This is a genomic window from Corallincola spongiicola (assembly GCF_004284785.1).
Lineage (GTDB): Bacteria > Pseudomonadota > Gammaproteobacteria > Enterobacterales > Neiellaceae > Corallincola > Corallincola holothuriorum.
Genome location: NZ_SHLY01000008.1, coordinates 67177 through 80325 on the forward strand (window position 1 = coordinate 67177; position 13149 = coordinate 80325).

Consider the following 13149-nt stretch of genomic DNA (forward strand, 5'->3'; position numbering starts at 1 on the left):
CCAGCCACGAACGTGAGCGAAATCAACTGCTGATTTTTCATCAGCTGTTACAAATCTTACAAAATGAATGAACGCTCATTCATTATAATGCGATAGCGATGACGGACAAACGACGACGAATTCTCCAAGCAGCCAGTGTCACCCTTGCCAATAAAGGGTTTCACGGCACCACCATGGGCGAAATAGCGCAGCAAGCCGATATGGCAGCAGGCACTCTGTATCTCTACTTTAAAGATAAACAGACCCTGCTGCTGGAGACTCTGGAAAACAATTTGGAGCTAATCGCTGATGCCTGCTTCAAACAACATCGGCTGGGTGTCAGCCTGGAGCAACAATTTACCCAGATCTGGCAAGCACTGTTCCAATATCTAATCGCCCACCCAGACACATTACATGGCTGGGAGTTATCCCGTCATGTCACCGATAAATCGCAGCTCGCGCACTTAATCAAACGACGACAACAGCTATTTTTGCCACTTGCCGCGATGTTAGAGGCGGGGCTCGCGGCACAACAACTGAAACCTTTACCTGTTGAAGTGCTCGGAGCGATAGGTATTGAAAGCTGTGCCGCCCTAGCGCGGCGGCATATTGAAGGCAGTTTTATTTTGAATGATGCGATGATCGCCACCGCCGCGAATGCGAGCTGGCAAGCCATCGCCAACCAATGAGAGAGAATGTGTGATGGTCAACGGAAAACGTATTATCTGGAGCCTGCTTATGCTGGTTTTGGTTGTACTGGTATTCGGTAGTGTGATCGGATTTAACCTGTTTAAACAAAAGATGATCGGCGAATATATGGCCAATCAGCCCGCCCCTACCTTTCCGGTGACCACTGCCACCGTCTCTCCGGTCGATTGGATCCCAAGCATTGACTCCATTGGTTTTATTGAGCCCTACCGGGGGGTCACCCTGAAAAGTGAAGCCGCCGGTTTGATTGAGACGATCGACTTCGAATCTGGCGAGAAGGTCTCCGCTGATACCTTACTGCTGTCTTTAGACACCGATGTTGAGCGCGCTAATCTGAAACGCTCACAAGCCAGTTTGCCCGCACTAAAAGCGCAAGCCCATCGTATGGAAGTGCTATTGAGACAAAACAGCGCCTCGGAAGGACAAAGAGATGAAGCGGTTGCCAACTATGAAGCGCAAGTGGCGGACGTCGCAGCACAAAAAGCCACCATCGCTCGCCGTGAAATTCGCGCGCCCTTTGCAGGGCAAATAGGTATCCGCCAGGTGTTTCTTGGACAGTATCTGGAGGCAGGTACCGAGATTGTCAGGCTCGAAGACACCTCAACCATGCGTATTCGCTTCACTATTCCACAAAATCAGCTAAGCAAGATTTTTGTCGACCAAACCATTGAAGTACAAGTGGATGCGTATCCGGAAACCAGTTTCCACGGCAAGATCACCACCATTGAACCGGCGGTGAATTTCCAAAGTGGTGTGGTACAGGTGCAGGCTGACGTTCCCAATGAAAATGGCGTACTGCGTTCCGGCATGTTTGCGCGTGTTAATGTGATCCTACCCACGCTGCCACAGCAGCTCGTCATCCCGCAAACCGCAGTAAACTTCACCCTGTATGGTGAAACCATTTTTATTGCTGAAACCCGCGAAGGCGATAGCCAACTGATAGCAACACAGCGCACCATCAAGGTAGAGGAACGCCGTGGCGATGTGGCACGAGTGAGCGGCTTGAATCCCGGCGAAACCATTGTCACTTCAGGCCAGGTACGCCTGTCTAACGGCAGCCAGATCAAAGTCGTTGAGAGTGATGCCCTAAATACCCCAGCGGAGATCCCGGCGCTTTAAGCCCGGAAGAGGATAATCAGATGCGATTCACTGATACATTTATCCGTCGGCCGGTATTGGCGATCTCTATTAGCCTGCTGATTGTGTTACTGGGACTGCAAGCACTAAAAGGGATGCAGATCCGCGAATATCCGGAGATGACCAATACAGTTATTTCGGTCAATACCAGTTACTACGGTGCCAATGCCGATCTGATCCAAGGCTTTATTACCCAACCATTAGAGCAAGCGATCGCCCAGGCCGACAACGTTGATTTTATGACCTCCCAAAGCTTTATGGGGTCCAGTAGTATCAGCGTGCAGATGAAACTGAACACGGATCCCAACGGAGCCTTGGCGGATATTCTTGCCAAGGTGAACTCGGTGCGTTCACAGCTGCCCAGCGAAGCAGAAGATCCCACGGTCACCTCGTCCACCGGCTCCACCACATCACTGATCTATATCTCGTTCACCAGTGATTCTCTCAACTCCAGTCAAATCAACGATTATCTGGAGCGGGTTATCCAACCCCAGCTATTCACCGTCAATGGTGTCGCAAAAGTGAATCTCTATGGTGGCGTGAAATACGCCATGCGGGTTTGGTTGGATCCCCAAAGAATGGCGGCTTTCGATCTCACAGCCACTGAAGTGATGCAGGTACTGCAGGCCAATAATATTCAGTCCGCCCCCGGGCAAGCTACCGGCGTTTATGTGTTATATAACTCCGAAGCCAATACCCAGGTCCGCACCGTTGATGAGCTAAAACGCATGGTAGTAGCGAGCCGCGACGGCTCACTTATTCGCGTTGATGATATTGCCAATGTCACACTGGAGAAGAGCCATGATACGTATCGCGCTGTAGCGGATGGCAAGAGCGCCGTTGTGGTCGCAGTCGATCCCACTCCGACGGCCAACCCGTTAGAGGTCACTGCCGCGATCCGCGATATGCTGCCGGAGTTTGCCAATAACATCCCCAGCACCATCAAAATGAATGTGCTGTATGACTCCACCATCGCTATTGAGGAGTCAATTAACGAGGTGGTCGCCACCATTATCGAAGCAGGTGTGATTGTACTAATCGCTATCACCCTGTTTATGGGCTCATTTCGCGCAGTCTTGATCCCCGTTGTTACTATTCCGCTGTCGCTCATCGGCGTTGCGATGATGATGTCGTTATTTGGCTTTTCACTGAATTTGATGACGCTGCTTGCCATGGTACTCGCCATCGGATTAGTAGTGGATGACGCCATCGTCGTGGTGGAGAACGTAGATCGTCACGTCAAGTTAGGGAAAACACCGTTTCAGGCAGCGATTATTGGTACGCGAGAGATCGCCGGCCCTGTGATATCAATGACCCTGACGCTGGCTGCCGTGTATGCCCCCATCGCATTAATGGGAGGGATCACCGGCTCACTGTTCAAGGAGTTCGCCCTGACGCTAGCTGGCGCAGTCTTTGTATCGGGGATTGTAGCACTGACCCTGTCGCCAATGATGTGCTCAAAAATGCTCAAACCCCACGATAAGCCCGGGCGCTTCGAGCGCTTTGTCGAAGGCTATTTAGGCGCGCTAACCCGTGGCTACGACAAAGCCCTGCGTAGTGTGATGAACCATCGTCCTGTGGTGGTTGTATTTGCACTGTTCGCCTTTGCAAGCTTGCCTATTCTTGCCAGTTTTATTCCCAGTGAATTAGCACCCAGTGAAGATAAGGGCGGCTATATGCTGTTTGGCAAAGCACCTGCGAACGCCAACCTGGACTTCATAGAAAACGCGATGGTCGAAGGGTTACAAAAGGTAGACACCCTACCAGAAGTCCGTTCCACGCTGGTCTTTGCAGGTATACCTAGCGCCAACCAAGGACTCGGCATCGTTAACCTCAAAACCTGGAGCGAACGAGAGAGAAAACAAGCCGAAGTGATCCAGGCAACCAATCCATTGATCGCCGACGTTCCTGCAGTGGCGATGACCGCTTTCCCATTCCCAGAGCTGCCTGGTGCGTCCAGCGGCTTACCAATTCAATTTGTGATCACCACGCCTAACAACTTTGAAAGCTTGTTTGCCGTGGCCAGCAGCTTTCTCGAAGAACTGCGTAGCAACCCTAACTTCGTCTATCTGGATCTTGATCTGAACTATGACTCAGCCACCATGAAAGTGCAGATTGATCGTGATAAAGCAGGGGCATACGGCATCACGATGCAAGATATCGGCACCACCCTCAGCGCTATGTTCAGCGATGGTTACGTCAATCGCATCGATCTCGATGGCCGCAGCTATGAAGTGATCCCCCAAGTTGAGCGTAAATGGCGGTTAAATCCTGAATCCCTAAATAATTTTTATGTCCGCTCGGTCAACGGTGATCCCGTTCCGCTGTCGAATCTAGTGAGTATATCCATTGAGGGACAGCCCAGAGCACTGCCTCACTTCAACCAACTAAATTCGGCGACGATTGGCGCTGTTGCCGCACCGGGGGTAAGTATGGGCAATGCTATCGCCGTATTTGAAGAGCTTGCCACTCGGCTATTACCGCAAGGCTATCAATATGATTACCTTGGAGAGGCTCGTCAGTACGTCACCGAAGGGTCAGCGCTGTTCGCCACCTTCCTATTGGCTCTGGCGGTCATTTTTCTGGTGTTAGCTAGCCAATTTGAGAGTGTACGAGATCCGCTGGTGATCCTGGTCTCGGTACCACTCGCAATAAGTGGTGCATTGATCAGCATGGCATGGGGGCTCTCCACCATGAACATCTACGCTCAGGTAGGGCTAGTCACCCTCATCGGCTTAATCAGTAAGCACGGTATTCTCATCTGTGAAGTGGCGAAAGAGGTGCAACTGGAAAAAGGACTGGATCGTGTGGAAGCAGTCATTGAAGCAGCCCATGTCCGCCTGCGGGCTATCCTGATGACCACAGTATCGATGATCGCCGGCTTAATCCCACTATTGATGGCAGAAGGTGCAGGTGCCGTCAGCCGCTTCAGTATCGGTCTGGTGATCTGCGCAGGTTTGGGGATCGGCACTATTTTCACGCTTTTTGTGCTGCCGGTGATCTATAGCTATCTGGCGGAACGCCATAAACCTCTACCGGATGTCGCGACCCTGTTAAAAGATCAAAGAGCACACACATAAACAGCATGTCAGGGAGAGCACTTTTTACTCCCTGACTAGTTTCATGCTCAGCAGCTAGCTACAATGGAAAAATAGCAGCATTGATAATCCGCAATGCAAAATAGAGTAAAGGTATCAAGATGATAAACCCCAGCAAACTCGAAGAGATAGCCAAACAGATCAGCAATGCATTACCGCCCGGCGTCAAAAATATTGCTGATGAGTTTGAAGCCAAAACCAAACAGGTGTTGCAGGCACAACTCGCTAAGCTGGATCTGGTAACGCGGGAAGAGTTCGATGTACAAACGCAGGTGCTGTTGCGCACACGGGAAAAACTGACCGCTCTCGAGCAGCGTCTGTCTCAGCTTGAAAGCAATCAAGCCAGTGAAGAAAACAACAACGAGTGACACGGACGCCACGTTCAACGTGACAACAAGAAAGCAAAATAATTCATTCTTGTTGATAAAATTTCAACTAAACTAGGCTATTAGTAGAAAAATGTTTATCCAATGCAGATAACAAGGACGCACTTATGAACATGAAACATCTGTTAGTCTTGGCATTAGCTAGCTCTCTACCAGCAACAGCGATGGCCGCTGGTGACACAGAAATTGGTGTCGGCGTACAGGTGCCCAGCTCGGCCTACCGTAATTATGACGACAGCGCACGCGCAATTCCTATCATCAAATTCGATACTGAATGGTTTTATGCTGATGGCGGAGAAGTCGGCTTTAAAGCGTTAGATAAAGGCCCACATCGCATTGGTATCTACCTCACCATGGGTGAAGAGGAGTGGGATGGCAGCGATAATGATCAAGCGGAATTCGATGGCTTTGAAGACAAAGACAGAGCATTCCACCTAGGTGCCAGCTATCGTTTTAAGGCCAAGTGGGGTGTGGTAAGAGCACAGTACTTCACCGATATCAGCGATGAACACGACGGCAATGGTGCAGCGCTTAGCTACGCCTACCCTTGGAAAGTCAGTGACAAAATCGTCCTTATTCCATCCGTTCGGATCAAGTATATGGACGAAGATTACGCCAACTACTACTACGGTATCAGCAATAGAGATGCCGCCACCAGCGCCGCTGTTTCGGCCTACGATACTGGCAGCGCTACCAACATCTCTGTTGGTTTGATGGCTGGCTATCATCTTGCCGAACATTGGAACCTATACGCTGGCGTTACCTATACCTCGTTAGATGATGATCTGGAAGAGAGCCCTCTGCTAGACGACGATAACGAAACCAGTGGTATGCTGGGTGTCGCTTATAAATTCTAAAGCATTCAAGTGATATGAATAATAGGGATGAGTGTCCACTCATCCCTATTTTTTGCCCACAGCAACGACATTCCGCCACCCCATTTGCATACAAAATATACTTCTCAAACTTTTCTAAATGCCGTTTTTCAGATAAATAACATTTGCTTACGTCTAATCAGATTTAACTTTTTGATCTTTATCGTATAGTGCCGCGTAAATCCCCCCAAACGTCACATGAATGAGAACCCTATGAAGTACACAGCTCTTTTCGCAGCCTCTCTACTGCCTTTTATGACTTGCGCAGACACAAAAGAAAGCCTAAGTATTGGTGCCGGATTCGTACTGCAAAACAGCGCTTACGCTGACTATGATGATGATAATCGCGTTATTCCTCTGGTGAAATTTGAAAACGAGCACTTCTTTGTCGATAAAGATGGGGCCGGTTACAAACTGTTTGAAAATCACCAACACCGCGTCGGTATCGCCATCGGGGTAGGCAAAGAGGAGTGGGATCCAAAGAACACCAATCGTTTCCGTACGTTAGATACCCGCCATCGCAGTATTGATGCTGGCGTCTCTTACCGCTTTCAAGATCGTATGTATGGCCAATTCAGCGCCAAACTCAGCACAGATATCAGTGATGACCACAACGGTATCCGAGCCGACTTGGGCTACGGCTACCCTTATCCTGTGACACCCGAATTAATGCTGATCCCTAACATTCACCTGAGCTACATGGATTCAGACTATGCCAACTACTACTATGGCGTTTCAGAAGAAGAATCTGCCCGTAGCGGAGTCTCTGCTTATGACACAGGCTCGGCACTGAAGTATGGCGTTGGTCTGGCGGCGGCCTACCGTATTACCGAAGAGTGGAGCGTGTCTGCTGGCGCTAACTACTCATGGTTAGATAGCGAGCTTGAAGATAGCCCGCTGGTTGACGACGATGCAGAAAGCAGCGTATTCATGGGCGTCAGCTATAAGTTCTGGTAAGCCCTGAAAACAGCCAAGCCCCGGACTCTCGGGGCTATTTATTACAGCCAGATCAGCTCGTTAAAAAGACCAAACTAAACTACTGGCGCTGAGCGCTGCCATCAGCAAAAACAGCACCCCACTCCCCTTATGCAAATAGTTTACGGGCAACTTCGACAGCCAACGACGTCCCGCGAACACTCCCAAGGCAGAGGTAAAAACCAAAGCCATGGTGCCCCCTAGCCAGACCGATAGCAGCGGTTGTTGCGCAGCCAATCCCGCCACTGCCAGTTGAGTTTTATCGCCAAACTCTGCGGCAAAAATCATCATAAAAGTCGACAGGATCAAGTGGTGCGTAGGACGCTGAATACACTCCTCATCCTCTTCGCTACCATTACGTAGCGACTGGATCCCGAACCAAAGAAACAGCAGCGCCACACCAACCGCCAGCCATGATGCTGGGATCCACTCAGCGAGCGCCGCACCAAAGAGCACCGCAAGTAAGTTCAAAACGGAGAACGCCGCCACAGAGCCAAGCAGCACAGGCCAGGCACGATGGCGTGCAGCCAGAGCCATACACACTAGCTGGCTTTTATCGCCTATTTCCGCCAAAAAGACCAAGGTCAGGCTCAGGCTAAATGCTTGAATAGAGATCATCAAAACGCTACCGGCTAGATATTTAGGCGCAGCATTCTAACGGAAAACATCAGGGAAGGGGATTGCGCCAGTACAAGGGACTGGCGCATCTATATTAGCGGCGGTAGGTGAGCTGAACGAAAGTATCGCCATAGATTGCCACGTGAGGAACATTAATGTACTTAGCGATTGTCTCTTCGCCAGGTAGCACCTTTTCCACTAAACGATAGGGATCATTAGGATCCACTTTAAAAGTTGGCAATTTCTGCTTATAGAAAGCCAACACTTCATCTTTGCTGGCGTTCACGCGGAATGTTACAGCGGGTAACCCCCTCAGCTCCTCCCAAGCGGCTCCATCTGCCATATGGATCCCCAACTCATAGGGTTCATAGAGCGGCAAAGTGATCTCTTCAAGGCGATTGCCGCTGCCGGTTGCCTCGCGCATCATATCAACAAACGCTTGCATCTCTTGCTGCTGCTTTAGTTGCTCTGCACGCATCAACTCTTCAAGCTGTTCCGGCGTCAACTCGTCATGGTAAACAGACTCTTGCTCAGCCATCTCCATCGCATCATCACAGGCTTCAACTTTACCTAACTCAATGTCCTGCTTCTCAAAGAATTTCATACCGCAGGCTTCCATCTCACTCCCAAACGCCGCACTTCCCAGTGAGACCTGGTCGGGCAGCGGGGCAATACAGGTTTTTATATAGAGGTCCGCAAGGTTTTGGCATTCAGCAGCAGAGATGTCCAGACACGCCAGATAGGCCGAGCTAGCACACTGCTCCTGCATGCTTTTAGCGAACACTTTTTCAACGAAGGATTTTGGGACGTTATCAGCAGCGGCATTGGATGCCACAAGAGAAAGGGATAAGGCGACAGATGTAATAGGGCGCATAGTGTACCTCCATGTTATTTTTGTGGCTCGCGATCCGGCGAGCCATGTATCTATTTAAATCAGTATTAATCGCGATGTGCTAAGAAGTAATCATAGACAGGATTGGACGTTTCGTCACGCCATTCGTAGCCAACGTCATTCAAAGAGGCTTCAAATTCAGCTTTTTCTTGATCGCTAACATTAAAACCAGCTAGCACTCGACCATAAGCGGCGCCGTGATTACGATAATGGAAAAGCGTGATATTCCAGCGTTCACCAAGGCGATTCAAGAAACGCATCAGCGCGCCTTGGGACTCAGGGAATTCAAAGCCATATAAACGCTCAACCAATGGCTGCGATGGGCGGCCGCCAACCATATAGCGCACATGCAACTTCGCCAGTTCATTGTCAGTTAAGTCATGCACCTCATAACCGCTGTCACCCAAAGTGGCTAACAGGTTAGCCATGTCAGCTTTTTCCGCCAACCGCACACCAACATAGATATGGGCTTTCGCAGGATCAGCAAAGCGGTAGTTAAACTCAGTAATACCATGACCACCCAACAGTTCACAGAAGCGGCGGAAGCTGCCTTTCTGTTCAGGGATGGTAACAGCCAATACGCCTTCCCGTCCTTCACCCAGCTCAGTCCGCTCAGACACATAGCGCAAGCTATGAAAGTTAACATTGGCCCCTGACAACACCGTGGTCAGTTTTTTACCCTGAAGCTTGTAGCGTGCCTGGAACTTCTTCAAGCCCGCCAGCGCCAGCGCCCCCGCGGGCTCTGAAACAGCACGGGTATCATCAAAAATATCTTTGATCGCCGCACAGATCTCATCGGTAGAAACCGTGATCACTTCGTCGATAAACGCCGCACATACGCGGAAGGTCTCTTCACCGATAAGCTTCACCGCAACGCCATCGGCGAACAAGCCAACCTGATCCAAGTTCACTCGCTCTCCGGCTTCCAGCGCCGCCAGCAAGCAGGCGGAATCTTCGGCCTCAACGCCGATCACCTTAATAGACGGCTTCAAGCTCTTCAGATACAGAGCCACGCCAGCCGCCAAGCCACCACCACCAACAGGGAGGAACACATAGTCCATATCCCGCGCCTGTTGCAACAGCTCAACACCAATAGTGCCCTGACCCGCAATCACATCAGGATCATCAAAGGGTGCCGCCAAGGTATAACCTTCGGTTTCGGCTAAACGACGGGACTCTGCAGAGGCTTCGTCAAAGCTATTGCCGTGGATCACCACGTTGCCACCCAAGCGCCGCACCGAATCAATTTTGATGTCCGGTGTGTTGTTGGGCATCACAATGGTGGCTTTAATACCGAGCTTTTGCCCAGATAAAGCCACCCCTTGCGCATGGTTTCCTGCCGATGCTGCCACCACACCTTTTGCCTGCTGATCCGCGTTCAAACCGGCGATCTTGTTGTAAGCACCGCGGATCTTGAATGAGTGCACCGGTTGCTGATCTTCACGTTTCAGCAGCACTTCACAGCCCAAACGTTCCGACAATTTACGCATTGGTGTCAGATCTGACTTCACCGCCACATCATAAACAGGGGCAAGCAATATCCGGCGCAGATACTCGGCAGCACTCGGCTGACGAGCACTCAGGTGAGGTAACAGGTTATTCATCGACTATCCCAGTTTACAGTTTGCTTTTATCACGAACAGCACCCATGTCGGCACTCGTTGCCAAGGCCGCATAAGCTTTCAGCGCAAAGCTCACTGCACGCTCACGATTTTCTGGACGCCAAGCTGCCTCACCTTTCGCTTCCATCGCGGCACGGCGCTTGGCCAGCTCTTCATCAGACACTTCCAGGTGTACCTTACGATTAGGAATATCGATATCGATGATGTCCCCTTGCGCTACCAGTGCAATGTTGCCCCCAGCGGCGGCTTCTGGCGAAGCATGACCGATCGACAAGCCGGACGTACCACCGGAGAAACGACCATCGGTGATCAAAGCGCACTGTTTGCCTAAGCCCATCGATTTCAGGTAACTGGTGGGATAAAGCATCTCCTGCATACCCGGGCCGCCTTTCGGACCTTCGTAGCGAATTAACACAACTTCGCCAGCCTTAACATCACCGGCCAAAATACCGGCCACCGCGTCGTCCTGGCTTTCATAGATACGGGCAGGGCCACGGTGAGTGAGATTCTCTTCCTCAACCCCAGCCGTTTTTACGATACAGCCCTTTTCTGCCAAGTTACCGAACAATACGGCCAAACCACCGTCTTGACTGTAAGCATGTTCCTTACTCCGGATACAGCCGTTTTCACGGTCATCATCCAGCGTTGGCCAGCGACAATCCTGACTGAACGCTTTGGTGGTACGAATGCCTGCAGGACCTGCGCGATACATGGTTTTCACGGCTTCGCTGTCGGTCACAGTGATGTCGTACTCGGCCAGATTTTCACCCATGGTTTGGCCCAATACCGTAGGGATATCGGTATTCAGCAAGCCAGCACGCGCCAGTTCGCCCAAAATACTGATCACACCGCCTGCACGATGCACATCTTCCATGTGGTATTTACTGGTCGCAGGTGCAACCTTACATAAATTAGGCACCCGACGAGATAATCGATCCATATCCGCCATGGTAAAATCAACTTCCGCTTCCTGTGCCGCAGCCAATAAGTGCAACACAGTATTGGTCGAACCGCCCATGGCGATATCTAGCGCCATGGCGTTTTCAAACGCTTCATAGGTCGCAATATTACGTGGCAGGGCACTATCATCATCCTGCTGATAATAGCGCTCACACAGGTCAACAATGCGCTTACCCGCATTGAGGAACAACTGCTCGCGATCAGCGTGAGTCGCCAGCAAAGAACCGTTGCCGGGCTGAGATAGACCCAAGGCTTCCGTCAAACAGTTCATAGAGTTGGCAGTAAACATACCAGAGCAAGAGCCACACGTTGGACAGGCACTGCGCTCAACCTGTTCGGTTTGTTCATCAGAGATAGTCGGATCTGCCGCTTGCACCATGGCATCAACCAGATCTAGTTTGATGATCTGGTCAGATAGCTTGGTTTTACCCGCTTCCATCGGCCCGCCGGAAACAAAGATCACTGGGATATTCAGGCGCAGTGACGCCATCAACATACCAGGGGTGATCTTGTCGCAGTTAGAGATACAAACCATGGCATCAGCGCAGTGTGCATTCACCATATACTCCACCGAGTCAGCAATCAGCTCACGGGAAGGTAGGCTATACAACATGCCACCATGGCCCATGGCGATACCGTCATCGACGGCGATGGTATTAAACTCTTTTGCCACACCACCGGCTTCTTCAATTGCGCCTGCGACCAACTGCCCCATATCTTTCAGGTGCACATGACCGGGAACAAACTGGGTAAAGGAGTTAACAACGGCGATAATCGGCTTATCGAAATCACCATCTTTCATACCCGTGGCACGCCAAAGGGCGCGGGCACCGGCCATATTACGACCCTGAGTCGTGGTCGCTGAACGCAATTTACGTGGCATAACTAAACTCTCTGTGCTGAAAATTGTCTGTCTACTAGACAACTGAGCCGCAGTAAATGCGGCTCAGAGCTAGTTCATTCGGTAGATTACTCGACGTAATCCAACCAACCATTTTTGTCTTCACTGACCCCTTTCACCAGGTCAAAGTAATCTTTCTGCAAGGTGGTGGTCACTGCGCCACGACTGCCACAACCGACCTGGATACCATCGACACTGCGCACTGGCGTCACTTCTGCCGCAGTACCCGTGAGGAAGATCTCGTCAGCAAGGTAAAGCGCTTCACGGGGCAGTGATTGCTCAACCACTTCGATACCGCGCTGCTGTGCCAGATGCATGATTGTCGCACGGGTGATACCCGGCAAGATCGCGGCCGTAGTCGGTGGGGTCAGCAACTTGCCATCTTTAACGATAAACAGGTTTTCACCAGCGCCTTCACTGATATAACCATTGATATCCAGTGCGATACCTTCCTGATAACCGTGACGCTTAGCTTCCTGGCCAATTAACTGGCTGGAAAGATAGTTACCGCCAGCTTTCGCGCCGGTTGGCATGGTATTAGCTGCTAAACGGTTCCAGCTGGAGATGCCGACATCAACGCCCTGTTCCAGCGCATCGTCGCCCAGATAAGTGCCCCACTCAAACGCGGCAATCGACACATCAGTTTTGGCATCATCTTTAACCCGTAAACCCAAGCCGATATCACCATAGAAGATCACCGGACGGATATACGCATTATTCAGCTTATTGGCACGGATCACTTCTTTGGTCGCATCCATGATCTGTTGTGCAGTCACGTCGACTTTCATGCGATAGATCTTGGCCGAGTCAAACAAGCGCTGGGTGTGCTCTTGATGACGGAAAATTGCAGGGCCCTTCGGCGTGTTATAGGCGCGCACACCTTCAAACACAGAGGAGCCGTAGTGAATTGCGTGACTCAATACGTGTACTTTAGCGTCAGCCCAGGGCATGAGTTCGCCGTTAAACCAAATAAATTCAGCTTGAGCAGCCATCAAAAA

General features: G+C 50.8%; 11 protein-coding genes. 6 read left to right on the plus strand and 5 right to left on the minus strand.

Annotated elements, in window-relative coordinates; genetic code table 11:
- Nucleotides 1-98: 98 nt before the first annotated feature.
- The 6 genes from EXY25_RS17075 (at nucleotide 99) to EXY25_RS17100 (ending at nucleotide 7140) form a co-directional block, all read left to right on the plus strand.
- Nucleotides 99-668, plus strand: a complete 570-nt coding sequence (locus EXY25_RS17075) for a TetR/AcrR family transcriptional regulator (RefSeq protein ID WP_130567808.1) — start codon at nucleotides 99-101, stop codon at nucleotides 666-668.
- Nucleotides 669-717: 49 nt separating this feature from the next.
- A complete protein-coding gene (locus EXY25_RS17080; protein ID WP_114339398.1) occupies nucleotides 718-1806 on the plus strand; it encodes an efflux RND transporter periplasmic adaptor subunit in 1089 nt (362 codons plus the stop codon).
- Nucleotides 1807-1826: 20 nt separating this feature from the next.
- Nucleotides 1827-4904, plus strand: a complete 3078-nt coding sequence (locus tag EXY25_RS17085) for a multidrug efflux RND transporter permease subunit (protein WP_130567809.1) — start codon at nucleotides 1827-1829, stop codon at nucleotides 4902-4904.
- A 119-nt stretch (nucleotides 4905-5023) separates the two neighbouring features.
- Entirely contained in the window at nucleotides 5024-5290 is a 267-nt protein-coding gene (gene ubiK / locus EXY25_RS17090) for a ubiquinone biosynthesis accessory factor UbiK (protein ID WP_114339327.1), read from the plus strand.
- A 125-nt stretch (nucleotides 5291-5415) separates the two neighbouring features.
- On the plus strand, nucleotides 5416-6165 hold the full coding sequence (locus EXY25_RS17095) for a MipA/OmpV family protein (protein WP_130567810.1): 750 nt from the start codon (nucleotides 5416-5418) through the stop codon (nucleotides 6163-6165).
- A gap of 231 nt (nucleotides 6166-6396) precedes the next feature.
- Nucleotides 6397-7140, plus strand: a complete 744-nt coding sequence (locus EXY25_RS17100; RefSeq protein WP_165419404.1) for a MipA/OmpV family protein — start codon at nucleotides 6397-6399, stop codon at nucleotides 7138-7140.
- A gap of 60 nt (nucleotides 7141-7200) precedes the next feature.
- On the opposite strand, the gene EXY25_RS17105 is transcribed toward EXY25_RS17100, so the two are convergent.
- The 5 genes from EXY25_RS17105 to EXY25_RS17125 all read right to left on the minus strand — a co-directional run bounded on the left by EXY25_RS17105 (nucleotide 7201) and on the right by EXY25_RS17125 (nucleotide 13143).
- A complete protein-coding gene (locus tag EXY25_RS17105; RefSeq protein WP_130567812.1) occupies nucleotides 7201-7776 on the minus strand; it encodes a TMEM165/GDT1 family protein in 576 nt (191 codons plus the stop codon).
- A gap of 94 nt (nucleotides 7777-7870) precedes the next feature.
- The gene (locus EXY25_RS17110) at nucleotides 7871-8650 is read right to left on the minus strand and encodes a hypothetical protein (RefSeq protein WP_130567813.1); all 780 of its coding nucleotides are present in this window, start codon (nucleotides 8648-8650) and stop codon (nucleotides 7871-7873) included.
- Between the two features lie 65 nt (nucleotides 8651-8715).
- Nucleotides 8716-10272 (minus strand): threonine ammonia-lyase, biosynthetic, encoded by a 1557-nt coding sequence (gene ilvA / locus EXY25_RS17115; protein ID WP_130567814.1) that lies wholly within the window; start codon nucleotides 10270-10272, stop codon nucleotides 8716-8718.
- Between the two features lie 13 nt (nucleotides 10273-10285).
- Nucleotides 10286-12133: a dihydroxy-acid dehydratase gene (gene ilvD / locus EXY25_RS17120; protein WP_130567815.1), complete on the minus strand. Its 1848-nt coding sequence runs from the start codon at nucleotides 12131-12133 to the stop codon at nucleotides 10286-10288.
- 86 nt (nucleotides 12134-12219) lie between these two features.
- Nucleotides 12220-13143 (minus strand): branched-chain amino acid transaminase, encoded by a 924-nt coding sequence (locus tag EXY25_RS17125; protein WP_114339320.1) that lies wholly within the window; start codon nucleotides 13141-13143, stop codon nucleotides 12220-12222.
- Between the last annotated feature and the right edge of the window lie 6 nt (nucleotides 13144-13149).

Coding starts and splice junctions, on each gene's coding strand:
- EXY25_RS17075 (WP_130567808.1), top strand. CDS start 99: ATGACGGACAAACGACGACGAATTCTCCAAGCAGCCAGTGTCACCCTT.
- EXY25_RS17080 (WP_114339398.1), top strand. CDS start 718: ATGCTGGTTTTGGTTGTACTGGTATTCGGTAGTGTGATCGGATTTAAC.
- EXY25_RS17085 (WP_130567809.1), top strand. CDS start 1,827: ATGCGATTCACTGATACATTTATCCGTCGGCCGGTATTGGCGATCTCT.
- ubiK (WP_114339327.1), top strand. CDS start 5,024: ATGATAAACCCCAGCAAACTCGAAGAGATAGCCAAACAGATCAGCAAT.
- EXY25_RS17095 (WP_130567810.1), top strand. CDS start 5,416: ATGAACATGAAACATCTGTTAGTCTTGGCATTAGCTAGCTCTCTACCA.
- EXY25_RS17100 (WP_165419404.1), top strand. CDS start 6,397: ATGAAGTACACAGCTCTTTTCGCAGCCTCTCTACTGCCTTTTATGACT.
- EXY25_RS17105 (WP_130567812.1), bottom strand. CDS start 7,776: ATGATCTCTATTCAAGCATTTAGCCTGAGCCTGACCTTGGTCTTTTTG.
- EXY25_RS17110 (WP_130567813.1), bottom strand. CDS start 8,650: ATGCGCCCTATTACATCTGTCGCCTTATCCCTTTCTCTTGTGGCATCC.
- ilvA (WP_130567814.1), bottom strand. CDS start 10,272: ATGAATAACCTGTTACCTCACCTGAGTGCTCGTCAGCCGAGTGCTGCC.
- ilvD (WP_130567815.1), bottom strand. CDS start 12,133: ATGCCACGTAAATTGCGTTCAGCGACCACGACTCAGGGTCGTAATATG.
- EXY25_RS17125 (WP_114339320.1), bottom strand. CDS start 13,143: ATGGCTGCTCAAGCTGAATTTATTTGGTTTAACGGCGAACTCATGCCC.